The sequence below is a fragment of the Actinotalea sp. JY-7885 genome, assembly GCF_014525465.1.
Taxonomy (GTDB): Bacteria; Actinomycetota; Actinomycetes; order Actinomycetales; family Cellulomonadaceae; genus Actinotalea.
This window is the reverse complement of record NZ_JACEXH010000025.1, coordinates 1-24265: the sequence shown is the minus strand read 5'-3', so window position 1 is coordinate 24265 and position 24265 is coordinate 1. Positions and strand designations below refer to the sequence as shown.

Genomic DNA, 24265 nt, shown 5'->3' with positions numbered 1-24265 from the left:
GCCGCCCGCGCACGGCGGTGCTCGCGCGGCGCAGCACCGGGGCGACCTCGGCCTGGAGCGCGCGCTCGTCGACGTCGGCCAGGACGGGCGCAGCGGCGGCGGTCACCTGCTCGAGACGGGCCGTGAGCCGGCGCGCCGCCTCGTGCTCGGCCGCCGCGCGCGGCAGGTCGAGCACCTCCGCGAGGTACCAGAGCATCTCGTGCAGGCCGCGCACGACGCCGAAGGCCGCGAACATCGCGGCCGCGACCGCGGGGTCGTCCCGCCAGGTCCGGCCGCCGAAGGTGACCTGCGTGACCCGCTGGCCGGCGCCGAGGCAGTCGTACACCGTGCACCCGGCGAACCCGGCGGGGCGCAGGCGCGCGTGGATGGTGCAGCGGTGGTCGACGGCGAGGTGTCGGCACGGCTCCCCCGCCTCCTTGTCGATCGCGAAGTCCGCGGACCGCGAGAAGGCGAGGGCCACGCAGCACAGGCCGACGCACCGCGCGCAGTCGGCGCGCAGGTGCGCCCGCGGCGCTGCGCCGGGGTCGGCGTCAGCCGTCACGCCACCGCCGGTCGTCCTCGTCCCACGCGTCGGTGCGGGCGCGGGCCTTCGTCAGCGCCTGCTGGGCTGCCTCGCGGGTCGGGTACGGGCCCATCCGCTCGGTCCACGGGCTCACGCGCCCCTCCTCGATCTCCCCCGTCCCGGGGTTGAACCAGAACTCCGTGCCGTCGCCCATGACCGCTCCCTCCGGCTCGCGGCGCGACCTCCGCGCCTGCTCCGTAGACTGCCAGGCATGTCGATCTCGCACGCGCCCGGCGGCACCCTGGTCCCCGGGACCCTGAGCCCGGTGCGGAGCGTCCCAGCCCACATCGAGCGGCCGGAGTACGTCGGCAAGGACCGCGAGCTGCCCTTCACCGGCTCGGAGGTCAAGGACGCGGAGACGATCGAGCGGATCCGCGTGGCGTCCCGCCTCGCGGCGCAGGCTCTCGAGGAGGTCGGGCGGCACGTCGCGCCGGGCGTCACGACGGACGAGCTGGACCGCATCGGCCACGAGTTCCTGTGCGACCACGACGCCTACCCGTCCACGCTGCTGTACCAGCCGCGACCGAGCCAGGTCCCGTTCCTCAAGTCGCTGTGCACCTCGGTCAACGAGGTCGTGTGCCACGGCGTGCCGGACTCCACGGTCCTGCGGGACGGGGACATCGTCAATGTCGACATCACGGCCTACAAGAACGGCGTCCACGGCGACACCGACGCGACGTTCCTGGTGGGCGACGTGGACGAGGAGTCGCGGCTGCTGGTCGAGCGCACGCACGAGGCGATGATGCGTGGCATCAAGGCCGTCGCGCCGGGCCGCGAGATCAACGTCATCGGCCGCGTGATCGAGAAGTACGCGCAGCGCTTCGGGTACGGCGTGGTCCGGGACTTCACCGGGCACGGCGTCGGCGAGGCGTTCCACTCGGGGCTCGTCGTGCCCCACTACGACGCCGCGCCCCGGTACGCCACGGTGATCGAGCCGGGGATGGTGTTCACCGTCGAGCCCATGCTCAACCTGGGGACACCGGAGTGGGAGATGTGGGACGACGGCTGGACCGTCGTGACGCGCGACCGCAGGCGCAGCGCGCAGTTCGAGCACACCCTCGTGGTGACCGAGACCGGAGCGGAGATCCTGACCCTGCCATGACCACGACCCCCGAGCTCGACCCCGGCACCGCCGGACCGACCCTGGCCTTCGGCATCGACATCGGCGGCAGCGGCATCAAGGGCGCCCCCGTCGACCTCGTCGCGGGCACCTTCGCCGCGGACCGGGTCCGCATCCCCACACCCCAGCCCTCCACGCCCGCCGCCGTCGCGCGGACCGTCGGTGAGCTCTTCGACGCCTTCCACCTGCCGGCGGGCATGCCGATCGGCGTGACGTTCCCGGCGGTCATCCAGCACGGCGTGGCCCGCTCGGCCGCGAACGTCGACGAGTCGTGGATCGGGACGGACGTCACGGGCGTCATCGCCGAGGCCACGGGGCGCCGCGTGCTGGCGGTCAACGACGCCGACGCGGCGGGCTACGCGGAGACGCTCTACGGCGCCGCCCGGGACACGCCCGGCGTGGTGCTCGTCGTCACGCTGGGCACGGGCATCGGCTCGTGCCTCGTGGTCGACGGCACGCTCGTCCCGAACACGGAGCTGGGCCACCTCGAGATCGACGGGTACGACGCCGAGTCCCGCGCGGCGGACAGCGCGCGCGAGCGCGACGACCTCGACTGGGAGCGCTGGGCGGAGCGCCTCCAGCGCTACTTCCGGGTGGTCGAGGACCTGTTCTGGCCCGACCTGATCGTGGTCGGCGGCGGCGTGAGCAAGAAGCACCAGAACTTCCTGCCGCTGCTGGACCTGCGCACCCCGATCGTGCCGGCGCAGCTGCGCAACGCCGCGGGGATCGTCGGCGCGGCGGCGCTGGCGGCCCACGCCACCGCCTCCGACTGAGCCGGTGGACGACGCCGCGCCCGGCCGCGGTGCGCCCGGCGACGTCGCCCTCGTCGAGGTCGCCCCGCGCGTCCTGGTCGCGACGAGCCAGCCGTGGTCCACGACGACGACCGTCGTTCTCGGCGCGGACGGCCGCTGCCTCCTCGTCGACCCGGCGCTCACGCCGGCCGACCTCGCGGCCCTCGCCGCCACCCTGGCGCGCCGCGGGCTGAGCGTCGAGGCCGGGGCGTCGACGCACCCGCACTGGGACCACGTGCTCTGGTCGGCGGCGCTGGGAGCCGTTCCCCGGTGGGCCACCCGCGCCGCCGTCGCGCGGGCGTGCTCGACGGCGGACGCGACGGCCCCCGGGCACGACCCGGCCCTGACGGGGCGCCTCGACCCCCTGCCCGGCGAGCGGGTGCCGTGGTCGGGCCCCGAGGTCGTCGTCGTGCCGCACGCGGCGCACTGCCCGGGCAGCGCGGCGTTCGTGGTGCCGGGCGCGGGCGTGCTCCTCGCGGGCGACCTGCTCTCGGAGACCGAGATCCCGCTGCTCGACACGGACGCCGTCGACCCGGTCGGGGACCACCTCGCCGCCCTGCGCGCCCTCGAGGCCGCGGCGGCGCGCTGGTCCGTCCAGGTCCTGGTGCCGGGCCACGGGACGCCGACCGACGCGGCCGGGCTCGCCGCCCGGCTCGCCGCGGACCGCGCCTACCTGGTCGCGCTGGGTGCCTTCCCGGGACGTCCGGGCGCGCGGACCGCGCCCGAGAACCGGCCCGCGGAGGACCCGCGGCTGGCGGACCCGGAGCAGCGTGGGCACCACGACCGCCAGGTCGCGGCGCTGCGCGAGCGGGGCTGAGGGCGCCTCCGGGGCTCAGGTGGCCGTGATGGTGCTCTCGTCGCCCGAGGCGTCGAACAGGCCCTGCAGGCCGAGCAGCTCCAGCACGTCCGTCACGAGCGACGGCGGGTTGCGCAGGGTCACCGGCAGGCCCTCCTCGCGTCCCACGCGCATGAACTGGATGAGGAACGCGATCCCCGTGGAGTCGATGAAGGTCACCTGCGCGGCGTCGAGGACGACGGGCAGATCCCGGGTGAGCGCCCTGCTCAGCGCGATGCTGGCCTGCTCGCGCAGCGCCTCGTCGATCTCGCCCCAGAGATGCGCCACCGTGGAGTCGTCGCGCTCGGCGACGGTGATCCCCCCGACGGCGTGCTGATCTGTGCCTGCCATGACCTACGGCCTCCTGCTGTCCCGGCGTCGCAGGCCGGGACTCCTGGCCCCCGAGCTTCGTCGTGCGACGTCGGAAGGCTCCCCGAGGATACCGGCCGACGTCGGGAGCCGCCGGGGTGACGCGGTGACGTTCAGCGCCCGGGCAGGCGCGCGACGTCGCCGAAGAAGTGCCCGATCCGCCGGATCGCCGCCGTGAACGCGTCCCAGTCGACCGGCTTGGTGACGTAGGCGTTCGCGTGCGCCGTGTAGGCGCGCACCACGTCCTCCTCCGCGGACGACGTGGTCAGGACCACGACCGGGATGGACCCGAGCTCCGGGTCCGTCTTGACCGCCTCGAGGACCTCGCGGCCACCGATCTTGGGCAGGTTCAGGTCGAGCAGGATCACGTGCGGGCGACGGGCGGCGGCGTGGGCACCTTCGCGGCGCAGGTACGCCAGCGCCTCGGCGCCGTCGTTCACCACGTCCAGGTGGCCGCCGAGACCGTGGTCCTCGAAGACCTCCTGGACCATCAGCACGTCGCCGGGGTCGTCCTCGACGAGCAGGACGTCCAGGGCGGCGATCTCGGTCATCATCACGCCCTGATGATCACACGCCCGGGGGCCCGTCGCTCCCCGGGCGCCGGACATCACCCGCTCGCCACACGTGCGGAGCCCCGGGCCCGAGCGCCGCCGCTCAGCCCTGCGCCGGCACCGGCGCGCGGTCCAGGGGCGTCTCGAGCGTCGCCACGGCGCGTCGCCGCGCGCGGTCCTTGCGCCCGTGGACGCCGTGGTACAGGGCGGCCGAGAGGACGACGGTGCCCGCCAGCACCAGGTACATGTCGCCGTAGCCGATGGCGTCGAGCAGCACGCCCAGGAGGATCGGGCCGAGGCCCACGCCCAGGTCCACCATGAAGAAGTGCGTCGAGACGGCGACCCCGACGCGGCGCATGGGCACGCGGCCGACGGCGATGGCCTGCATCGCCGACATGAGCGTGCCGAAGCCCATCCCCAGGAACCCGCCGGCGACGACGAGCACGGCGTCGGAGGTGGCCAGGCCGAGCAGGACGAGCCCCACCGCGAACGCGGCGAGCGCCGTGTAGACCACGACGTTGTCCCCGCGCCGGTCCTGGACCCTGCCCGCGACGAGGCGCGTCCCGAACAGCACCACCGCGTAGACGAGGAAGAAGATGCTCGCGCCGGACTCGAGTCCCGCATCCTCCGCGTAGGAGTTGAGGAACGTCAGCACGCCGGCGAAGCTCACCGCGAGCACGAGCATGAAGCTCGCGACGGGCAGCACGTCGGGGTGGAGCATGTCGCGCGGGTGGAACCTGCGCAGCCGCGCGCGCTCGTCCGGCCCCGGCAGCACGTCGGGCGTCCGGAGCAGCAGCACCGAGAACACGATCCCGAGCACCGCGACCGCGCCGTTGACGACGAACAGCACGTCGTACCCGGGGCCGTGCACCAGGAGCAGGCCGAGGAACGGGCCGATCGCCGTCGCCAGCGTGGTGCTCAGCGTGAAGTAGCCCGTGCCCTCCGCGCGGCGCGAGGCGGGGATCAGGGACTGGGCGAGGGACAGCGCGGCGGTGCTCGCGATGCCGAACGCGACGCCGTGCACGGCGCGGACCGCCAGCAGCACACCGAGGGAGTCGGCCGCGGCGTCGACCGGGAGGTAGGCGAACGAGGCGACGACGAAGACGACCATCGAGACGACGAGGATCCGGCGCCGGCCGACCAGGTCCGCGAGGTTGCCGGCGAAGAGGCGCGCGACCACCGCGCCGATGACGAACATGCTCGACGCCAGTCCCCCGGCGCTGTCCGTCGCGCTGAACCGCTCCACGGCGTACAGCGCCATCGTGGTCATGAGGAGGTAGAAGACGAACGCCAGGACGAGGTTCGCCAGTGAGGCGAGGACCAGGTCCCGGGTCCAGAGTCGTTCCTTGGTCGTGCTGGGGTCGGTCACAGGTGTCCCGTCGGTGCTGGTGGTGCAAGGGCGCCCCGCGGCCGCGCGCGACGGAGCTCCGCGGCGCGGGCCGGTGACGGGAGACCCTCATCGTGGCACCAGATCGGCGCCTGGCCCGCGGCTATGGCGTTCGTCACGTCGGCGGGGTGGGCGCGTGCTCTCACCGCTCGGCGCCGGGCGAGGTGGATGAGTCGGCCGGTACGCCGGGTTCTGTCCCCGCACCCGGTTACCCCGGTGCGGGTGGCGGCCATCCCTCTACGACGTACGTTGCCGCACGCCTCCAGCGGCCTACCCGGGAGCTCGGGCGAGCAGCCCTCGAACGCTCCCTGTCTGGCCTTGCTCCCAGTGGGGTTTACCTAGCCGCACCGGTCACCCGGTGCGCTGGTGGTCTCTTACACCACCGTTTCACCCTTACCGCGCTGCCGGCCGAGGCCGGCGGCGAGGCGGTCTTCTCTCTGTGGCACTGTCCCGCGGGTCACCCCGGGTGGGCGTTACCCACCACCGTGCTCTGCGGAGCCCGGACGTTCCTCGGCACCGGGCGGACCCGGTGACGCGACCGCCTGGCCGACTCATCCGGGACCAGGCTACCCGGGCTGGTGCCCGGCGGCGTGACGTCCGCCATGACGGGCGCCCGGTGGCACGGGGCGGCCCGCGCGGCGCACTAGCCTGCTGCGGTGCTCGTGCTCCTCCCGCCGTCCGAGGGCAAGACGGCCCCCCGGCACGGCGCCCCCCTCGACCTCGCCGCCCTGAGCGGCGCGCGCCGCCTCAGCGCGCACCGCCGCCGCGTCCTGACGGCCCTCGCCCGTGCGAGCCGGCGCACTGACGCCCTCGACGTGCTCGGGGTCGGCGCGTCGCTCGCACCGGAGGTCGCGCGGAACATGCGCCTGAAGACCGAGCCGACGGCGCCCGCGCACGACGTGTACACCGGCGTCCTCTTCGGTGCCGCCGGTCTCGCGGACCTGCCCGACGACGCCGCCCGCGCGCGCTCCGAGCGGTGCGTCCGGGTCGTCTCGGCGCTCTGGGGCGCGGTGACCCCCGCGGACCTCATCCCCGCCTACCGGCTGTCGATGGGCACGGACCTGCCGGGCGTCGGCCCGCTCGCGCGCTCGTGGCGCGAGCCGCTCGCCCGCGAGCTCGACCCGCTCGCGACGGACCGCCTGGTCGTGGACTGCCGCTCGGCCGCGTACGCGGCGGCGTGGGCGCCGTCGGGCGGCCCGGGCCACGTGAGCGTCACCGTGCTGCGCGAGGAGGCCGGACGCCGCACGGTGGTCTCGCACTGGGCCAAGCACACGCGAGGTCTGCTCACCCGCCACCTCGTGACCCGCCACGGCGAGGACCCGGCGACCCCGGCCGCGCTGCTCGACGCCGCCGGGGAGATGGTGGGCAGCATGCTGCTCGACGCCGAGCTCGTCCCGGGCCGCCGCGCCGGCACCCACGAGCTGCGGCTCGTCGTCGGCTGACGCACGACCCCCCCGGGGTCCGCAGAACCTAGAGGTCCGTCGGCATCCCGACGACCGTCACCTCGCGCTCGCCGTCGGCCCACAGGCGCAGGATGGTGATCGAGGCGGGCCCGACGCGGACCGACGCCCAGACCGACGACGGCGCACCGAGCGTCGCGCCGATGGCCGCGCGGATGACGACGGAGTGCGCGACCACCACGACCGTGCGGCCCACGGCCTCGTCGCGCAGCCGCTCGAGCGCCCCCGAGACCCGCACGCCCACGTCCTCGATCGACTCGCCACCGGGAGCGCGAAACTCCGCGTCCACGTGCCAGCGCTTGAGGTCGCCGGGCCAGCGCTCCTCGATCTGATCGGCGGACAGGCCCTCCCACTCGCCGAAGTCGCACTCGCGGAACGCCTCGTCGAGCTCGACGCGCAGGCCCAGCCGGCGGCCGACCGCACCCGCGGTCTCCTGCGTGCGCACCATCGGCGAGGCGCGCAGCGCGCTGGGGTGGGGCAGGTCCGGCCACAGGGTGCGGCCGATGCGGAACACGGTGTCCGCGGCCTTCGCCGCCTGGATCCGCCCGGTGGACGTCAGCGACGGCCCGGGCACCGCTCCCCCGGAGTACGCCTTGGACGCCGTCATCGGCGTCTCGCCGTGCCGGATCAGGACGACGGTGAGCGGCTCCGCGTCGTCGAAGCGCATGGCCGCGCCCGAGGGGCGGCGCGCCCGCGCGGGCGCCTGCGGCTCCACCGGCGGGGTGGCGTCCGGTCCGTCGCCGTCGGGATGGTCGCGCCACAACCCTTCGCGCGCGTCCATCGCCTGGTTCGCGAGCGCGTCGGCCGCGCCGTTCTGCGCGCGCGGCACCCACGTGTAGGTGACCTGGTCGGCGGGGAGCACGCCCCGCGCCAGCTCCGCGAGCCGCTTCATGTCCGCGTGCTTGACCTGCCACCGGCCGGACATCTGCTCGACGACCAGTTTCGAGTCCAGCCGGGCCTCGACGTGCGCGGCGGGGTCGATGTCCCGAGCCGCCTCCAGGCCGGCGACCAGCCCGGAGTACTCGGCCACGTTGTTGGACGCGAAGCCCAGGTAGCCGGCGCGCTCGGCGAGCAGGGCGCCGGTCGCCGCGTCGCGCACGACGGCGCCCCAGCCGGCCGGTCCCGGGTTCCCCCGCGAGCCGCCGTCGGCCTCGACGACCAGGCGCCGCGTCACGACGCCGCGCTGCGGCCGTCCGCGCCGCGCACGAGGATCCGCCCGCACTCCTCGCAGCGCACGACCTGCTCGGGCGGCGCCGCCTTGATCTTCTCGACGTCGCTCGGGTTCAGGTCCAGCCGGCAGCCCTCGCACCGGCGCCCACGCAGCGCCGCCGCGCCGCTGCCGCCGAGCTGGGCCCGCAGCCGGTCGTAGAGCGCCAGGAGCCCCGCGTCGAGGCCGTGCGCCACCTGCTCGCGCTCCGCCGCGACCTGCGCGAGCTCCTCGTCCAGCGTCGCGAGCGCGCGCTCGAGGATGCCCGCGGCCTCCTCCTGCTGCGCGAGCACCTCGTCGCGGGCCTTGCCGACCTCGGCGAGCGTCGTCTCGTGCGCCTCCAGCCGCTCCATGACCTCGAGCTCGATCTCCTCGAGGTCCGACTGGCGCCGGGCGAGCGCCGCGATCTCGTGCGTCAGCGCCTGGGCGTCCTTGGCGCTGACCGCCGCGGACGCGAGCCGCGCCTGGTCGCGCGCGGCGCGCGTGCGGACCTGCTCGACGTCGGCCTCGGCCTTGGCGACCTCGCGCCGCAGGTCGCTCACCGCGGTCTTCGACGTGACGTACGCGGCCTCGAGGTCCGCGAGCCGGGAGGCCAGCTCGGTCGCGCGCTCGTGCGCCGGGTGCACGCGGCGCTGGTGCGCGAGCTGCTGGGCGCGCGTGTCGAGCGCCTGCACGTCGAGGAGTCGGAGCTGGTCGGGCGCAGGTGCTGTCGTCACGGGTCCTCCGGGGGTGGTTCAGGGCTGGGGGGCCGAGGCGATCCGGGCGGTCCAGGGATCGGTGCGCCGGGTGCTGACCTGGACGTCCACCGTAGCGCCCCGTCCGGCCGCATCCTCGCGCAGCACCCGCGCCGCGGACTCCAGCCACGGCCACTCGCTCGCCCAGTGGGCGACGTCGACCAGGAACGGCCGGCCGTCCTGCGGCGGGCGCCCGGCCGACGACGCCTCGAAGGCGGCGCGCTCGCGCAGCTCGGACGCCGGGTGGTGCCGCAGGTCCGCGGTCAGGTAGGCGTCCACGCCGCTGCGGCGCACCGCGTCGAAGAGGGAGTCCCCCGACCCGCCGACGACGGCGACCCGCTCGACCGGCGCGTCGAGGTCGCCGGCCACGCGCACGCCCTGCTCGGTCGCGGGCAGGACGCGGGCGACCCGCTCCGCGAAGGCGCCCAGGGTCGTGGGCCCGGCGAGCCGGCCCACGCGGCCGGTCCCCGCGGCCCCCGGCAGGGACGCCAGCTCCAGGACGTCGAACGCCGGCTCCTCGTAGGGGTGCGCCGCGCGCATCGCCGCGACCACCGCCGCGCGCGCGCCCCGCGGCGCCACCATCTCGAGCCGGTCCTCGCTGACCCGCTCGACCTCGCCCCGGGTGCCGATCGCCGGCGCGGCCGCGGCGCCGGGCACGAACGTCCCGGTGCCCGTGCCGGTCCACGCGCACCGGCTGTACTCGCCGACCGCACCGGCGCCCGCGCCGCTCATCGCGTCGAGCACGCGCTCGGTGTGCTCGACCGGGACGAACACGACGTGCTTGTCGAGCGGCGCGTCCGGCAGCGCGACGAGCGGTGCGAGGTCCGTCAGCCCGACGGCGAGGGCGAGCGCCTCGGCGACGCCGTCGGCGGCCGCGTCCGCGTTGGTGTGCGCGACGTGCAGCGCGCACCCGGCGCGGATCAGCCGGTGCACGAGCGCGCCCTTGAAGGTCGTCGCGGCCACGGAGTGCACCGGGCGCAGGAGCAGCGGGTGGTGCGTCAGGAGCAGGTCGGCGCCCAGGGCGATCGCCTCGTCGACGACGTCGGCCGTCGGGTCCACGGCGAGCAGCACGCGCCGGACCGGCTGCGCCGGGTCCCCGCACACCGTGCCGACGGCGTCCCAGCCCTCCGCCGTGCCGGGCGGGTAGCGCCGCTCGAGCAGCCCGACGACGTCGGCCAGGGTCAGGGTCTCGGGGTTCGCCTCGTCGCCGCTCACGCCGCTGAGGCTACCGGGAGCGCACGACCTCGACCCGGTCGCCGAGGCGCACGGTCCCGGTCGAGACGGGTACGGCGCGCACGCCGAACCAGACCTTGCCGTCGCGGCGGCGGTGCGCGGCGAGCGTGCGCAGCGGCTCGTGACCGCGCGCGCCGGTCGCCGGGTCGATCGTCGTCACGGCGCACCTGTCGCAGTGCTCGGAGACGCGCAGCTCGACGTCGCCGACCGTGATCCGCAGCCAGGAGTCCTCGGCGAACGGCTCGAGGTCGCCGGTCACGACCAGGTTGGGGCGGAACCGGGTCATCGCCAACGGCCCGGGGCGCGACCCCGCGGCGGCGCCGCACTGCGCGTACCGGTCGGCCCAGGTCTGCGCGACCCACCGGTCGAGCCGCGCCAGGGAGGACGTGCTGGTCAGCAGCAGGGGGCCCGTGTCGGCGAGGCTGAGCACGTCACCGGGCCGGCCGCCGTGCTCCGCCGTGACCGCCCGACGGCGCGGGTCGTCGAGCCAGACCAGCCGGACGCGCCGTCCGAGCGCCTCGCTCAGCCACGCGTGGGCGGCGTCGTCGGCGGCGTGGGCCGTGCCGACGCGCGAGAGCGTGACCTCCACGCGCGGGCCGTCCACCGGGACCGGGACCGTCAGCGGGGCCGCGCCGTCGCGCGCCAGGAGCAGGCCGCCGTCGGGCCGCGGCGTGGCCGTGATCGTCACCATCGCGCCGACGGCGATCGCGGAGACCTTGGCGCCGGCCTCGTCGACGACCATCCAGCGCCGGTCGTGCTCGAGCCCCCACGGCTGCACCCGGGCGCTGTCCACCGGCACGCCGCCGAGCGACTTCACCGGGTAGACCGCGAGGGACGTCACCTGCACGGCGCGACGCTAGCAGCGGCGGACGTCGGTCCTGGGTGGGCCCGGCCGGTCTCGAACCGACGACCTCCGCGGTGTAAACGCGGCGCTCTGACCAACTGAGCTACAGGCCCCACGCCGTCGTCGCCGACGGCGCCCACAGCGTACCGACGACGCCTCGGCGTCAGAGGGCGGCGAGGGCCGCCCGGTACGCGCCCAGCTCGCGGGCCTGGCCGCGCGGGTTGACGACGGACCAGCGCACGATCCCGTCGGCGTCGATCAGGAAGCTGCCGCGGGTCGCGATCCCCTGGCCCTCGTCGAAGACGCCGTACGCCCGCGCGGCGGCCCCGTGCGGCCAGAAGTCGGAGAGGAGGTCGAAGCCGAAGCCCTCCTGCTCGCCCCACGCGCGCAGCGTGAACATCGGGTCGCACGAGATCCCCAGCAGGCGGACGCCCGCGGCCTCGAAGTCCTCGAGGTTGTCGCGCAGCTCGCACAGCTCACCGGTGCACAGGCCCGAGAACGCGAACGGGAAGAAGACGAGCGCGACCGGGCCGCCGCGCAGGCCCGTGAGGCGCACGGGCGTGCCGTGCGCGTCGGGCAGCTCGAGGTCGGGGGCCGGCTGGCCCGGCACGGGCGCCGCGACCGTCGCGCCGCCGCCCGCCTCGCTCACTTCCCCCGGTTCCGTGTGCCGAGGCGGGTCGCGGACCAGTCGGGGGCGATCGCCAGCGTGCTCGTGGCGTGGAGCCCCGCGGTGGTGGCCGCCTCCTCGATGTCGCTGTGGCCCACGTGGCCGCTGCGGCCGGGCTTGCGCGTGAAGACCCAGATCAGGCCACCCTCGTCGAGCGCGGCACGGACGTCGACGAGCGCGTCGGTGAGGTCACCGTCGTCCTCGCGCCACCACAGGATCACGCCGTCGGTGACGTCGTCGTAGTCCTCGTCGACCAGCTCACCGCCGACGATGTCCTCGATGCCCTCCCGGAGGTCGTCGTCGACGTCGTCGCCGTACCCGAACTCCTGGATGACCTGTCCGGTGGAGAAGCCGAGCCGCTCGGCTCCCGCTGCCCCTCGGTTGCCCACGGGTTCCGCGGTCGCTCCCACTTGGTGTGCCGTTCCCTTCGTCGTCGTGCGTGCGCCGGGCGAGCTCGTCGGCCCGGCATCGCGGTAAGCCCACAGCATCCACCCACCCTGTGGCAAGCGCCACACGCAGGCCGCCCGGTCGCGCTGTCGCCCACGTCACGTCTCACGCCGCACCGCCGGTGTGACTTTCTGCACCCGGAAGAACGACAATGGTCGGACGACCGGGGACCGGCAACACCAACGTCACTCCTCGGGCCGACCCGAGCACTGGATGATGGCGCCCACCCGGGAGTCGCAACGGTGCGGACGAGAGGTGAGGTTGCAGGTGGCTGCACGAGACAACGCGGGCCCGCTCATCAACGGGCTCCTCAGCCAGGTGCCGGACATCGACCCGGACGAGACCGGTGAGTGGGTCGAGTCTTTCGACGGGCTCGTCGACGAGCGCGGTGGGCCCCGGGCCCGGTACGTGCTCCTCAACCTGCTGAAGCGCGCCCGCGAGCGGAACGTGGCGGTGCCGACGTCGATCACGACGCCGTACGTCAACACGATCGGTGTGCACGAGGAGCCGTACTTCCCGGGCGACGAGGTGGTCGAGCGGCGCTACCGCTCCTACCTGCGGTGGAACGCGGCCGTCATGGTGACGCGTGCCCAGCGGCCCGAGGTCAGCGTCGGCGGCCACATCTCGTCCTACGCCTCGGTCGCGACCCTCTACGAGGTCGGGCTCAACCACTTCTTCCGCGGCAAGGACCACCCCGGCGGCGGCGACCAGGTCTACTTCCAGGGGCACGCGGCCCCGGGCGTCTACGCCCGCGCGTTCCTCGAGGGCCGCCTCACGGGCGAGCAGCTGGACGCCTTCCGCCAGGAGGTCTCGGTGCCCGGCGGCGGCCTGTCCTCCTACCCGCACCCCCGGCTCATGCCGGACTTCTGGGAGTTCCCGACCGTCTCGATGGGCCTGGGCCCGGCGTCGGCGATCTACCAGGCGTGGGTCAACAAGTACACGCACAACCGCGGCATCAAGGACACGAGCCAGCAGAACGTCTGGGCCTTCCTCGGCGACGGCGAGATGGACGAGCCCGAGAGCCGCGGCATGCTCCAGCTCGCGGCGCAGCAGAACCTCGACAACCTCACGTTCGTCGTCAACTGCAACCTGCAGCGGCTCGACGGCCCGGTGCGCGGCAACGGCAAGATCATCCAGGAGCTCGAGGCGTTCTTCCGCGGCGCCGGCTGGAACGTCATCAAGGTGATCTGGGGCCGCGAGTGGGACGCGCTGCTCAACGCGGACAAGGACCGCGCGCTGGTCAACCTGATGAACGTCACGCCCGACGGCGACTACCAGACGTACCGGGCCGAGAGCGGCGCGTTCATCCGCGAGCACTTCTTCGGGCGCGACCCGCGCACCAAGGCGCTCGTGCAGAACATGACCGACGACGAGATCTGGGCGCTCAAGCGCGGCGGTCACGACTACCGCAAGATCTACGCCGCGTACGCGGCGGCGACGGCCCACACGGGCCAGCCGACGGTGATCCTGGCGCACACCATCAAGGGCTACGGCCTGGGCACCAACTTCGCCGGGCGCAACTCGACGCACCAGATGAAGAAGCTCAAGGTCGACGACCTCAAGACGCTGCGCGACTCCCTGCGGATCCCCGTCACGGACGAGCAGATCGAGGACCCGTACAACGCGCCGTACTACCACCCGGGCCAGGACTCGCCGGAGATCCAGTACATGCTCGAGCGGCGCCGCCAGCTCGGCGGCTTCGTTCCCGAGCGGCGCAGCAGCTTCGCCCCCGTGGCGCTGCCGCCGGAGAAGACGTACGACGTCCTGGCCAAGGGCTCGGGCCACCAGCACGTGGCGACCACGATGGCCTTCGTCCGGCTCCTCAAGGACCTGATGAAGGACAAGGAGTTCGGCAAGCGAATCGTGCCGATCATCCCCGACGAGGCGCGCACCTTCGGGCTCGACTCGATCTTCCCGACCGCGAAGATCTTCAACACGCTCGGCCAGAACTACCTCGCCGTGGACCGCGAGCTGATGCTCTCCTACAAGGAGTCGGAGTCGGGCCAGATCCTGCACACCGGCATCAACGAGGCCGGCTCCGCCGCGGCGTTCCAGTCGGTCGGCACGTCCTACGCGACGCAGGGCGAGGCGCTGGTCCCGTTCTACATCTTCTACTCGATGTTCGGGTTCCAGCGGACGGGCGACCAGTTCTGGGCCGCCGGCGACCAGATGACGCGTGGCTTCATCATCGGCGCCACGGCCGGGCGCACCACCCTGACGGGTGAGGGCCTGCAGCACGCGGACGGCCACTCGCCGATCCTCGCGGCGACCAACACCGCCGTCGTGCACTACGACCCGGCCTACGGGTACGAGATCCGGCACATCGTCCGCGACGGCCTGCAGCGCATGTACGGCGAGGGCGACCCGCGCGACCCGAACGTCATGTACTACCTGACGGTCTACAACGAGCCGATGATCCAGCCGGCCGAGCCGGAGGACGTCGACGTCGAGGGCATCCTGCGCGGTATCCACCGCGTCTCGGTCGCCGAGGGCGAGGGCCCGCGGGCCCAGATCCTCGCGTCCGGCGTCGGTGTGCCGTGGGCGCTCGAGGCGCAGGAGCTCCTGGCGAACGACTGGGGCGTGCGCGCCGACGTCTGGTCCGTGACGAGCTGGAACGAGCTGCGTCGCGACGGCCTGGCGGCCGACCAGCACAACTGGCTCTACCCGGGCGAGGAGCCGCGCACGGCCTACGTGACCCAGAAGCTCGAGGGGGCGCAGGGCCCGTTCGTCGCGACGAGCGACTACGACCACATGGTCCCCGACCAGATCCGGCAGTGGGTCCCGGGCGAGTACGCGACGCTCGGCGCCGACGGCTTCGGCTTCTCGGACACGCGTGCGGCGGCCCGTCGCTACTTCAAGATCGATGGGCCCTCGACCGTGGTCAAGGTGCTCCAGCTCCTCGCCCGTCGGGGCGAGGTCGCGGCCGACGCCCCGGCGCAGGCCATCGAGCGGTACCGGATCCACGACGTCAGGGCCGGAGCCTCGGGCGTCGCGGGCGGCGACTCGTGACCCGCCCGCCCCGCTGACGACGAAGGCCCCCGCGCTCCTGGAGCGCGGGGGCCTTCGTCGTCGGCGCGGTGGCCGGGCGGCTACGGGCCGCTGATGTTCTGGCCGGCCTGGGCGATGATCCGGTCCAGGTCGGGGCGCAGCCGCGCGACAGCACCCTTGTCCGGGTGCATCCCGAGCGCGGCGAGGTGCTGGTTGGCGTCGTGCGGACGGTCCGCCTCGATGGCGGCGAGCACGAGCTGCCGGGCCACCTCGGGGGTGTGCTCCTTGACCCGCCAGTGCCCGACGCCGAGGTTGAGCGCCTCGACCGGCTGGCCCGCCTCGCGGAGGACCGCCAGGCCCTCGACGAGGGCGACGCCCGACGGGTCGCGCTCGGCGGCGGTGCTCAGGCGACGGATCGCACCCTCGTGGTCCTCGTGCAGCGACAGGCGCGCGAGCTCGATGAGCGGGTACCAGGCCCGCGGGTGGCCAGCGAGCTCCTCGGCCAGGGCCCACACGGCGAGGTCAGCGGCCCGGTGCTTCTCGACGTCGTCCTGCGGCGCCGTCAGCGGGTCGCCGTCGGGCCCCATCCCCGCGGCACGGCGCCGGACGATCTCGGCCAGTGCCGTGAACGCGCGGGCGTCGTTGGGGTCCTCGCCCAGCATGGCGCGCACGGCGTCCTCGTGGATGGTGTCACGGCGCTTGGTCGTGGTCGGACGACGGACGCCCACCCTCGACGCGGACACCGGGCGACGCATGAGGCGGCGAAGGCGTGGGAGGAAGGCCATGGAAAAGACCATAGCCGCACCCTCACGGCGCGGCCCGGCGGACGACCGCCCGGACGGGGCTCTCGGACAACGCAGACGCCGTCCGAACTTGTCGGCTCCCTACAACACCCCGGCGTGCGTCGGCCCCCACCAGGGCGGCCGTCGCCCTATGCTCCCAGCCATGGTCTCCACCGCGCCGCGTGACCAGGCGCACACCCTGCGGCGCCTGCACGACGGCAGCGGACTGCTCGCCGCCGCCGCCCTGCGCAAGCTCGACGAGAACCTCGCCTGGTACCGCGCGCTGCCCGCCGAGGACCGGTCGTGGGTCGGCCTCGTCGCCCAGGCCGGCATCTCGAGCTTCATCACGTGGTTCTCCGACCCGAGCACCCCGCCGCAGGGGGCGAGCGAGATCTTCTCGGCCGCGCCCCCGGAGCTCACCCGGTCGGTGTCCCTGCAGCACACGCTCCAGCTGGTCCGCCTGGTGGTGGAGGTGGTCGAGGAGCACAGCGACCGCCTGGCCGCGCCGGGCGCCGAGCGCGACCTGCGCGAGGCCGTGCTCCGGTACTCGCGGGAGGTCGCCTTCTCCGCCGCCGAGGTCTACGCCCGTGCCGCGGAGGTGCGGGGCGCGTGGGACGCGCGGCTCGAGGCGCTCGTCGTCGACGCGCTCATCCGCGGCGACGCCGACGACGCGCTGCGCTCCCGGGTCGCCGCGCTCGGCTGGACGGGCCACGGCAGCACGCTGGTTCTCGTCGGCACGAGCCTGCACCCCCTGGACGACGTGCGCGCCGCCGAGCTGCGCCGCTCGACGCGCCGCGCGGCCGACGACGCGCTCGTCGGGATCCAGGGCGACCGCCTCGTCGTCGTGCTCGGCGGGGAGGGCGACCTACGGGCCGCCGCGACGTCCCTGCTGCCGCGGTTCGGCCCGGGGCCCGTGGTGATCGGACCGGCGGTGCCGAGCCTCGCCGAGGCGGGCCGGTCGGCGTCGGCCGCCCTCGCGGGCCTCGCGGCCGCACCGGCCTGGCCCACGGCGCCCCGCCCGGTGCTGGCCGACGACCTGCTGCCGGAGCGCGTGCTGGTGGGCGACCTCGTGGCGCGCCGGACGTTGGTCGAGCTCGCCTACCGCCCCCTGCGCGGGGCCGGCGGGTCGCTCCTGGAGACCCTCGCCGCGCACGTCGAGCACGGCCGCTCCCTGGAGGCGGCCGCGCGGGTCCTGTACGTGCACCCGAACACCGTCCGGTACCGGCTGCGCAAGGTCGCCGAGGTCACCGGCTGGGACCCGCTGGACGCCCGCGAGGCGTACGTCCTGCAGACGGCCCTGGCGCTGGGGCGACTGTCCCCCGCCGAGACCACCTTGTAGGTTCCGCACAAGGGCCGGTCCCGACCTTGGTGGGCGTCGTGGCCCGGCGCACGACGGCGCGACCGGCACAGTGGTCGGGTGCTCGCCATCGTGTGCCCCGGTCAGGGTTCCCAGACCCCGGGCTTCCTCAGTCCCTGGCTCGATCTCCCCGGCGCCGCGGAGCGGCTCGGGACGCTCGGCGAGGCCGCGGGGACCGACCTGGTCACCCACGGCACCACGTCGGACGCGGAGACGATCCGCGACACGTCCGTCGCGCAGCCGCTCATCGTGGCGGCGTCGCTGCTGGCCTACCGCGCACTCCTGGCGGGCGTCGACGGCGGCCTGCGCCCCGACGTCACCGCCGGCCACTCGGTGGGCGAGCTCGCCGCGGCCGCCGTCGCGGGGGTGCTGGACGACGCGGGGGCCGCGGCGCTCGTCGCGGTCCGGGCGCGGGCGATGGCCGACGCCGCCGCGTTGGAGCCGACGGGGATGAGCGCCGTCGTCGGCGGGGACCCCGCCGAGGTGCTCGCGGCCGTCGAGAACGCCGGCCTGCACCCCGCCAACGTCAACGGCGGCGGTCAGGTGGTCGCGGCCGGCTCGCTCGAGGCCCTCGCCCGGCTCGCCGCCGCACCCCCCGCCCGGGCCCGGGTCATCCCGCTCCAGGTCGCCGGCGCGTTCCACACGCCCTACATGCAGCCCGCGCTCGACGTCTTCGGACCCGTCGCGGCCAGCTGGGCCGCGCAGGACCCGACGCTGCCGTTCCTGTCCGACGCCGACGGCGCCGCCTACCGCGGCGGGGCGCACGGGCACGGCAGTGCCGCCGAGGTCCTGGGGCGGCTCGCGGCGCAGGTCGTCGCGCCCGTGCGGTGGGACCTGTGCCAGCAGACCATGGTCGCCATGGGCGTGACAGGACTCATCGAGCTGGCACCCGCCGGTGTCCTGACCGGGCTCGCGCGGCGTAGCCTGCCCGGGGTGGAGACGGTCGCCGTGAAGACGCCGGCCGACCTGGAGGCCGCGCGCGACCTCGCCCTCCGCCACGCCGGACCACCGACCACCGAGGAGACCCAGGCGTGACCCGTCCCACCCTCACGCAGGCCGTCGGGCCCGCGCACACCCGCATCCTCGGCCTCGGGGCGGTCCGCGGCGAGAACGTCGTGACGAACGACGACGTCGCAGGACCCATCGACTCCTCCGACGAGTGGATCCGCCAGCGGACGGGCATCGTGACCCGCCGACGGGCGCGCACGGACCAGGACGTCATCGACCTCGCCGAGGGCGCAGCGCGCGCGGCCGTGGCGAACGCCGGGCTCACGGGCGCCGACATCGACGCCGTCCTGCTCTCGACCGTGACGTACTTCCACCAGACGCCGGCCGGCGCGGCCATCGTCGCCGACCGGATCGGCGCGACGCCCGCGGCCGCGTACGACATCTCCGCCGCGTGCGCCGGGTACTGCTACGGCATCGCGCAGGCCGACGCGCTGGTCCGCGCGGGCACCGCACGCAACGTGCTGGTGATCGGCGCGGAGAAGATGAGCGACTTCATCGACCCGGCCGACCGCTCGATCTCGTTCCTGCTCGGCGACGGGGCGGGCGCGGTCGTCATCGGCCCCTCGGACACGCCGGGCATCGGTCCGACGGTGTGGGGCTCGGACGGCGGGCAGGCGCAGCTCATCCGCCAGACCTCGTCGTGGCAGGACGCCCACACGAGCGGCGAGTGGCCGACCCTGCGCCAGGAGGGCGCGAGCGTCTTCAAGTGGGCGGTGTGGCAGATGGCCCCGGTCGCCGAGAAGGCGATGGCCGCGGCCGGCGTCGGACCGCAGGACATCGAGGCGTTCGTCCCCCACCAGGCCAACATGCGGATCATCGACCAGATGATCAAGCAGCTCAAGCTCCCCGAGACCGTCGTGGTCGGCCGCGACATCGCCGACACCGGCAACACGTCCGCGGCGTCCATCCCGCTCGCCACGGAGCGCCTGCTGCGCGAGGGCCAGGTCGGCAGCGGGGCGCTCGCGCTGCAGATCGGCTTCGGCGCCGGCCTCGTCTACGCCGCCCAGGTCGTCGTGCTCCCCTGAGACACGCGGCACCACCGGGGACACGCACGCCGGACCCGGTGAACAATCGTCAGGCGCCCGACCGGGCACCGACCGCCACCCCACCAAGGAGACACAGATGGCGTACAGCGAGCAGGAGATCCTCACCGGCCTGGCCGAGATCGTCAGCGAGGAGACCGGCCTGCCGACCGACTCCGTCTCGTCCGAGAAGTCCTTCACGGACGACCTGGACATCGACTCGCTGTCCATGATGACGATCGTCACGCTCGCCGAGGAGCGCTTCTCCGTGCGCATCCCCGACGACGAGGTCAAGAACCTCACGACCGTGGGCGACGCGGTCGCCTACATCAACGGCGCGCTGGGGTGTGGCCCGCCGTCGGCCGTGCGGGCCGGCCCGACCCCGCGACGGGTCCGGCCGGCCCGCACGACCCAGCCGCACCACCGCCCGCCCGTCCTGGAGGAACCGTGAGCACCATCCCCGACGTCGTCATCACCGGTCTCGGCGCGACGACGCCGCTCGGAGGCGACGTGCCCAGCACCTGGCAGGCGGCCCTGGCCGGCGTGTCCGGCGCCCGCACGCTCGAGAACGACTGGGCGGCGACGTACGAGATCCCCGTGACCTTCGCGGCCCAGCTCAAGGTCACGCCCGACGCCGTCCTGTCGCGCCCCGAGATGAAGCGCATGGACCCCTCGGCGCAGTACGCCGTGGTGGCCTCGCGCGAGGCGTGGGCCGACGCGGGCAGCCCCGAGGTGGAGCCGGAGCGGCTCGGCACCGTCGTCTCGTCGGGCATCGGCGGCATCTGGACCACGCTGGACGCCTGGGACACCCTCCAGGCGAAGGGCGCGCGCCGCATCCTGCCGATGACGGTGCCGATGCTCATGCCCAACTCCCCCGCCGCCTACGTCGAGCTCGAGCTCGGCGCGCGCGCCGGGGCCCATGCCCTCGTCTCGGCGTGCGCGTCGGGCGCCGAGGCCATCGGCTACGGCGTCGAGATGATCCGCTCGGGCCGGGCCGACGTCGTCGTCGCCGGCGGCACCGAGGCGGCCATCCACCCGATGCCGCTCGCTGCCTTCGCCGCGTCACGCACGCTCTCCACGCGCAACGACGACCCCGCGGGCGCGTCGCGCCCCTACGACACCCAGCGTGACGGCTTCGTGCTCGGCGAGGGCGCCGGCATCGTCGTGCTCGAGAGCGCGGAGCACGCGGCGGCCCGGGGCGCGCGCGTCTACGCCCGCATCGGCGGCGTCGGCCTGAGCTCGGACGGCTACCACATCACGTCCCCCGAGCCCGAGGGGCGGGGTCAGGTCGCGGCGATGCGCGCGGCGCTCACCGACGCCGGGATCACTGCGTCCGACGTCGTCCACGTCAACGCGCACGCGACGTCGACGGTCGTCGGCGACCTCATCGAGGCGCGCGGTGTCCGCGCGGTGCTGGGTGCGGACGCCGACCGGGTCGCGCTCTCCGCGACCAAGTCGATGACCGGCCACCTGCTCGGCGGAGCCGGGGCGCTCGAGACGATCTTCACGGTGCTCGCGCTGCGCGACCGTCTGGCGCCGCCCACGATCAACGTCGACCAGCCCGACCCGGACCTCGTCCTGGACCTGGTGCGCGACACGCCCCGGGCGCTGCCCGACGGTCAGATCGCCGCGGTCAACAACAGCTTCGGCTTCGGCGGCCACAACGTGGCGCTGGTCGTCACCACCGCCTGAGGTCCTCGACGCTCCGAGGTCCCTCTGGGACCTCAGGGTTGCGGGCCCCTACCCGCCCCGGTTCCCTCCCACGCCAGTGCGGAGCCCCGTGCCGAGCGCGGAGCGTCGTGGCGAGCGCGGAGCCTCGTGTGCCGAGCGCGGAGCGTCGTGCCACGAGCGTGGAGCGTTGTGCCCTCGCGCGGAGCCTCGTGCCACGAGCGTGGAGCGTGGTGCCGCGACACACCGGCGTGTCACGGCACGACGCTCCACACTCGGGTCGGGGACGTGCGTGCTCGGTGGGTGCGTGCTGAGAGGTCCGTGGTCGGCGGGACGTGGTGCGCGAGTGCCCGGAGGTTCGACAACGCCCGGAGGACGTGTGGGTCAGCCGACGCGGTGGAGCCAGCGGACCGGGGCACCCGCGCCCGCGTACCGGAAGGGCTCGAGCTCGTCGTCCCAGGCCTGGCCCAGGGCGAGGTCCAGCTCCCGGCGCATGCGCTCCGCGTCGCCGGCGTGCTCGAGCGCGGCGCGGATCCGGTCCTCGGGCACCACGGTGTTGCCATGCACGTCCGTGGCCGCGTGGAAGATGCCGAGGTCGGGCGTGTGGCTCCAGCGGGCACCGTCGGCGCCGTGGCTGGCCTCCTCGGTGACCTCGTAGCGCAGGTGTGCCCACCCGCGCAGCGCCGAGGTCAGGCGCGCGCCCGTCCCCTGCGCGCCCTGCCACGACACCTCGGCGCGGAACATGCCGGGCGCGGCCGGCTGCTCGGTCCAGTCCATGGCGAGGCGGCTGCTCAGCACTCCGCCGGCAGCCCACTCGATGTGGGGGCACAGGGCACGGGGTGCCGAGTGCACGAAAAGTACACCGCGGGTGATGGCACCAGCCATGTCACACCTCCTGACGGGTCGAGGGTCGTCTTCCCCAACGACCTCATCCCGCTCCGGGAGGCACACATGGTCACGCGGCGTGCTGGGGCCAGCATGCCGTACCACGACCGCCCGGCGCCAGCCACGACGACGGACGGCGGCCCGCGTCGGCCGCCCTCAGCCGGTCTCAGCAGGACTCAGGCGAGCTGCTCGCGCAGCGTGCGCATCGCCTTCTTGCGCACGGACCGCTCGAGGCGGTCGAGGTAGAGCATCCCGTCGAGGTGGTCGACCTCGTGCTGCAGGCAGCGCGCCATGAGCTCGGTGCCCTCGACGACGACCTCCTTGCCGTCGAGGTCCTGGCCGACGACGCGCGCGTACCAGGCGCGCTGCGTCGGGTACCAGAGGCCGGGGACCGAGAGGCAGCCCTCGTCGCCGTCCTGGTACTCGTCCTCGGACAGCTCGACGATGCGCGGGTTCAGGACGTAGCCGATCTCGTCGTCGATGTTCCACGAGAACGCCCGCAGGCTGACGCCGATCTGGTTCGCCGCGAGGCCGGCCCGCCCCTCGTGGTCGACGGTCTCCAGGAGGTCCTCCACGAGCGAGCGCACACGCGCGTCGATCTCGGTGATCGGCTCGCAGGGGGTCCGGAGCACGGGGTCCGGCACGACGCGGATGTCTCTCATCGCCATGGGGGGATCTTCCCACGGCGCGCGACCACACCGTGCCCGCCGGGACCCACGTCTGTCCGGTCCGTCAGCGCCGACCCGGCGCTGCGCCGTCGCGCTGCTGACGACGACGGTCCCGGTACCACCTCACGCCGGCCATGATCACCGGGAGGAATGCCACCAGCCTGCGCACGCGTCCTTTGCCCATCCCTCCACTGTCGACTCCCGCGCGCGGTGCCGCCAGCCGAGACGGGTGGGGCGAGCGCGAGCGCGCGCCGCGCTGTCCCCCTACGCTCGGAAGCGCCGGACACCCCCCGGCGGCACGACGCGCACACCGACGAAAGGACCGTCACCATGCGGATCAAGGCAGCCCTGCTCATCGGCGGTGCCGTGGGCTACGTGCTCGGCACCCGCGCCGGCCGCGAGCGCTTCGAGAAGCTGCGGTCGTCCGCGCAGACCGTGTGGGAGAACCCGCGCGTCCAGGGCACCGTCTCCGACGCGACGGCGTTCGTCAAGGAGAAGGCGCCGGACCTCACCGAGAAGGTCGGCGGCGCGGTGAAGTCGGCGACGGACGCGGTCAAGAGCCGCACCGGCTCGGGGTCCGAGGAGGTCGGCAGCTCCTACGAGACGAGCACCGAGGACCTCTCCGGCACCTCCACGACCGGCACGCCCACGAACGGCAGCGGGACCACGGGCGGCACGGACCGCTTCTGATCCCGAGGGCTGCACGGGGACGGCAGACTGTCCCCGTGCAGCCCGTCTTCCTCGCCCTTGGCGGCGTCCTGACCCTCACCGGCGCCTTCCTCCTCGTGCGCGCCTTCCGTCTCGGCCAGGCCGACGACCAGGCGGGCGAGCGCGCGACCTTCCGCCTCGCGGTCGGCGCGCTCGCCCTCGGATCGCTCCTGTTCCTCGCGACCGCGGTCCTGACCGAGCAGGGGTAGCCGTGCCCCTCGACGAGGCCACGCAGCGGGCCGTGCGCGGCCTGTGGGAGGTCGCGGTCCGCAACGGGCGCACCCCTGCACCCGTGCCCGAGGCCGACCCATGGGAGGACGACGACCCGCTCGACGGCGACCGGGCCTGGGTCCCCGTCGAGGTGCCCGGCGACCCCTCGCTCGTCGTGCGGCTCTACCGGCACGGCGAGGACGTGGTCGTCGTCGAGGACACCGTCGAGCTCGACGTCCCCCGCCGTGACACCGCGCGGGTGCTCGAGGCGCTGCTCACCGGCGCCGCCCGCCGCCGCCACCGCGCCCGCGGTCTGGTCGGGAACCTGCTCGGGATCGTCATGCACAACCCCCAGCCCAGCGACCTGGTCGTCACCGTGCACGACGACGACCCGGCGCTCGCCCCGCGGACCTACGAGGCGCCGATCATCCTCGCGACCATGACCAGCGGGTGGCTCCTGGGGCTGCCCACCGCTCCGGACACCGGCCGCTGACCGGGACGGACGTCCCGCGCGCCGCAGACCGCGCGCGCCGACAGTGAGGCGTGGACGTCTCCGGCCCCGGCATCGCGCTGGTCGTCGCGGTCCTCGCGCCGAACGTCCTGCACGTCGCGCTCCCGCCGCGTGACGGGCCGCTGCCCCCGCCGGAGGGCACGCCCGTCGTGGTGCGCGCCCTGGCGACCCTCGAGCGCGTCGGGCAGGCGGGGTGCGTCGCGGCCGCCGTCACGCTCCCCGGGGCGGCGCTCGTGAGCGCGCCCGCGCTG

General features: G+C 74.6%; 26 protein-coding genes, 1 tRNA gene, 1 other RNA gene and 2 pseudogenes. 14 read left to right on the top strand and 16 right to left on the bottom strand.

Annotated elements, in window-relative coordinates; all coding sequences use genetic code 11:
- Positions 1–541 (bottom strand): annotated as a pseudogene (locus tag IDM29_RS04150) (pentapeptide repeat-containing protein); the annotation flags it as partial.
- Positions 531–716 carry an SPOR domain-containing protein gene (locus IDM29_RS04145; protein WP_182114193.1) on the bottom strand — a complete coding sequence of 62 codons (186 nt, stop codon included), beginning with the start codon at positions 714–716 and terminating at the stop codon, positions 531–533. The gene IDM29_RS04145 and the pseudogene IDM29_RS04150, both read right to left, overlap by 11 nt.
- A gap of 57 nt (positions 717–773) precedes the next feature.
- Here IDM29_RS04145 and map point away from each other — a divergent pair, with 57 nt between their 5' ends.
- The 3 genes from map to IDM29_RS04130 are packed head-to-tail and all read left to right on the top strand — an operon-like array spanning position 774 to position 3290.
- On the top strand, positions 774–1664 hold the full coding sequence (gene map / locus IDM29_RS04140; protein WP_370525721.1) for a type I methionyl aminopeptidase: 891 nt from the start codon (positions 774–776) through the stop codon (positions 1662–1664).
- Positions 1661–2455, top strand: coding sequence for a polyphosphate--glucose phosphotransferase (ppgK, locus tag IDM29_RS04135; RefSeq protein WP_182111417.1), 795 nt, complete (start codon positions 1661–1663; stop codon positions 2453–2455). The genes map and ppgK overlap by 4 nt, the downstream gene beginning before the upstream one ends.
- Positions 2456–2459: 4 nt before the next feature.
- Positions 2460–3290 (top strand): MBL fold metallo-hydrolase, encoded by an 831-nt coding sequence (locus tag IDM29_RS04130; RefSeq protein ID WP_188037232.1) that lies wholly within the window; start codon positions 2460–2462, stop codon positions 3288–3290.
- 15 nt (positions 3291–3305) lie between these two features.
- Here the strand turns inward: IDM29_RS04130 and IDM29_RS04125 are convergent, their stop codons facing one another.
- The 4 genes from IDM29_RS04125 to rnpB all read right to left on the bottom strand — a co-directional run bounded on the left by IDM29_RS04125 (position 3306) and on the right by rnpB (position 6169).
- Positions 3306–3659 (bottom strand): STAS domain-containing protein, encoded by a 354-nt coding sequence (locus tag IDM29_RS04125; protein ID WP_182111419.1) that lies wholly within the window; start codon positions 3657–3659, stop codon positions 3306–3308.
- Positions 3660–3790: 131 nt separating this feature from the next.
- Positions 3791–4231, bottom strand: coding sequence for a response regulator (locus tag IDM29_RS04120; protein WP_182114195.1), 441 nt, complete (start codon positions 4229–4231; stop codon positions 3791–3793).
- A 100-nt stretch (positions 4232–4331) separates the two neighbouring features.
- The gene (locus IDM29_RS04115) at positions 4332–5597 is read right to left on the bottom strand and encodes an MFS transporter (RefSeq protein WP_188037231.1); all 1266 of its coding nucleotides are present in this window, start codon (positions 5595–5597) and stop codon (positions 4332–4334) included.
- Between the two features lie 183 nt (positions 5598–5780).
- Positions 5781–6169: RNase P RNA component class A (gene rnpB / locus IDM29_RS04110), an RNA gene on the bottom strand.
- 102 nt (positions 6170–6271) lie between these two features.
- On the opposite strand from rnpB, the gene IDM29_RS04105 reads away from it, so the two are divergent.
- Entirely contained in the window at positions 6272–7057 is a 786-nt protein-coding gene (locus IDM29_RS04105) for a peroxide stress protein YaaA (protein ID WP_188037230.1), read from the top strand.
- 28 nt (positions 7058–7085) lie between these two features.
- On the opposite strand, the gene IDM29_RS04100 is transcribed toward IDM29_RS04105, so the two are convergent.
- The 7 genes from IDM29_RS04100 to IDM29_RS04070 form a co-directional block, all read right to left on the bottom strand.
- Positions 7086–8249 (bottom strand): bifunctional RNase H/acid phosphatase, encoded by a 1164-nt coding sequence (locus IDM29_RS04100; RefSeq protein ID WP_188037229.1) that lies wholly within the window; start codon positions 8247–8249, stop codon positions 7086–7088.
- Positions 8246–8998 (bottom strand): zinc ribbon domain-containing protein, encoded by a 753-nt coding sequence (locus IDM29_RS04095; RefSeq protein ID WP_188037228.1) that lies wholly within the window; start codon positions 8996–8998, stop codon positions 8246–8248. The genes IDM29_RS04100 and IDM29_RS04095 overlap by 4 nt, the downstream gene beginning before the upstream one ends.
- 18 nt (positions 8999–9016) lie before the next feature.
- Positions 9017–10231, bottom strand: a complete 1215-nt coding sequence (locus tag IDM29_RS04090; protein ID WP_309232672.1) for a Nif3-like dinuclear metal center hexameric protein — start codon at positions 10229–10231, stop codon at positions 9017–9019.
- A 10-nt stretch (positions 10232–10241) separates the two neighbouring features.
- Entirely contained in the window at positions 10242–11096 is an 855-nt protein-coding gene (locus IDM29_RS17620) for an MOSC domain-containing protein (protein ID WP_188037227.1), read from the bottom strand.
- A gap of 36 nt (positions 11097–11132) precedes the next feature.
- A tRNA-Val gene (locus IDM29_RS04080) sits at positions 11133–11206 on the bottom strand.
- 50 nt (positions 11207–11256) lie between these two features.
- Positions 11257–11742, bottom strand: coding sequence for a peroxiredoxin (locus IDM29_RS04075; RefSeq protein ID WP_182111424.1), 486 nt, complete (start codon positions 11740–11742; stop codon positions 11257–11259).
- Positions 11739–12149 carry a DUF3052 domain-containing protein gene (locus IDM29_RS04070; protein WP_255491546.1) on the bottom strand — a complete coding sequence of 137 codons (411 nt, stop codon included), beginning with the start codon at positions 12147–12149 and terminating at the stop codon, positions 11739–11741. The genes IDM29_RS04075 and IDM29_RS04070 overlap by 4 nt, the downstream gene beginning before the upstream one ends.
- Before the next feature lie 274 nt (positions 12150–12423).
- Between IDM29_RS04070 and aceE the strand changes: the two genes are divergently transcribed.
- Entirely contained in the window at positions 12424–15216 is a 2793-nt protein-coding gene (gene aceE, locus IDM29_RS04065) for a pyruvate dehydrogenase (acetyl-transferring), homodimeric type (protein WP_223147948.1), read from the top strand.
- Positions 15217–15296: 80 nt separating this feature from the next.
- On the opposite strand, the gene IDM29_RS04060 is transcribed toward aceE, so the two are convergent.
- Positions 15297–15980, bottom strand: coding sequence for a hypothetical protein (locus tag IDM29_RS04060; RefSeq protein WP_188037226.1), 684 nt, complete (start codon positions 15978–15980; stop codon positions 15297–15299).
- 160 nt (positions 15981–16140) lie between these two features.
- Between IDM29_RS04060 and IDM29_RS04055 the strand changes: the two genes are divergently transcribed.
- The 5 genes and pseudogenes from IDM29_RS04055 to IDM29_RS04035 all read left to right on the top strand — a co-directional run bounded on the left by IDM29_RS04055 (position 16141) and on the right by IDM29_RS04035 (position 21056).
- Positions 16141–17316: a CdaR family transcriptional regulator gene (locus IDM29_RS04055; protein WP_255491547.1), complete on the top strand. Its 1176-nt coding sequence runs from the start codon at positions 16141–16143 to the stop codon at positions 17314–17316.
- 78 nt (positions 17317–17394) lie between these two features.
- Positions 17395–18369, top strand: a complete 975-nt coding sequence (locus IDM29_RS04050; protein ID WP_188037225.1) for an ACP S-malonyltransferase — start codon at positions 17395–17397, stop codon at positions 18367–18369.
- Positions 18366–19367 carry a beta-ketoacyl-ACP synthase III gene (locus IDM29_RS04045; protein ID WP_182111430.1) on the top strand — a complete coding sequence of 334 codons (1002 nt, stop codon included), beginning with the start codon at positions 18366–18368 and terminating at the stop codon, positions 19365–19367. Before IDM29_RS04050 ends, IDM29_RS04045 begins: the two co-directional genes overlap by 4 nt.
- Before the next feature lie 97 nt (positions 19368–19464).
- Positions 19465–19704 (top strand): annotated as a pseudogene (locus IDM29_RS04040) (acyl carrier protein); the annotation flags it as partial.
- Positions 19705–19811: 107 nt separating this feature from the next.
- Positions 19812–21056 (top strand): beta-ketoacyl synthase, encoded by a 1245-nt coding sequence (locus IDM29_RS04035; protein ID WP_188037223.1) that lies wholly within the window; start codon positions 19812–19814, stop codon positions 21054–21056.
- Between the two features lie 360 nt (positions 21057–21416).
- On the opposite strand, the gene IDM29_RS04030 is transcribed toward IDM29_RS04035, so the two are convergent.
- Positions 21417–21917 (bottom strand): DUF3145 domain-containing protein, encoded by a 501-nt coding sequence (locus IDM29_RS04030; protein ID WP_188037222.1) that lies wholly within the window; start codon positions 21915–21917, stop codon positions 21417–21419.
- Positions 21918–22093: 176 nt separating this feature from the next.
- A complete protein-coding gene (gene def, locus IDM29_RS04025; RefSeq protein ID WP_182111434.1) occupies positions 22094–22585 on the bottom strand; it encodes a peptide deformylase in 492 nt (163 codons plus the stop codon).
- Positions 22586–22915: 330 nt separating this feature from the next.
- On the opposite strand from def, the gene IDM29_RS04020 reads away from it, so the two are divergent.
- The 4 genes from IDM29_RS04020 to IDM29_RS04005 form a co-directional block, all read left to right on the top strand.
- Complete coding sequence (locus tag IDM29_RS04020; RefSeq protein WP_182111435.1) at positions 22916–23275, top strand: YtxH domain-containing protein; 360 nt, start codon at positions 22916–22918, stop codon at positions 23273–23275.
- Positions 23276–23310: 35 nt separating this feature from the next.
- Complete coding sequence (locus IDM29_RS04015) at positions 23311–23502, top strand: hypothetical protein (protein ID WP_182111436.1); 192 nt, start codon at positions 23311–23313, stop codon at positions 23500–23502.
- A 2-nt stretch (positions 23503–23504) separates the two neighbouring features.
- On the top strand, positions 23505–23996 hold the full coding sequence (locus tag IDM29_RS04010) for a hypothetical protein (RefSeq protein ID WP_188037221.1): 492 nt from the start codon (positions 23505–23507) through the stop codon (positions 23994–23996).
- A 50-nt stretch (positions 23997–24046) separates the two neighbouring features.
- Positions 24047–24265: hypothetical protein (locus tag IDM29_RS04005; protein WP_223147947.1), on the top strand; the 219-nt coding region annotated here is incomplete at its 3' end.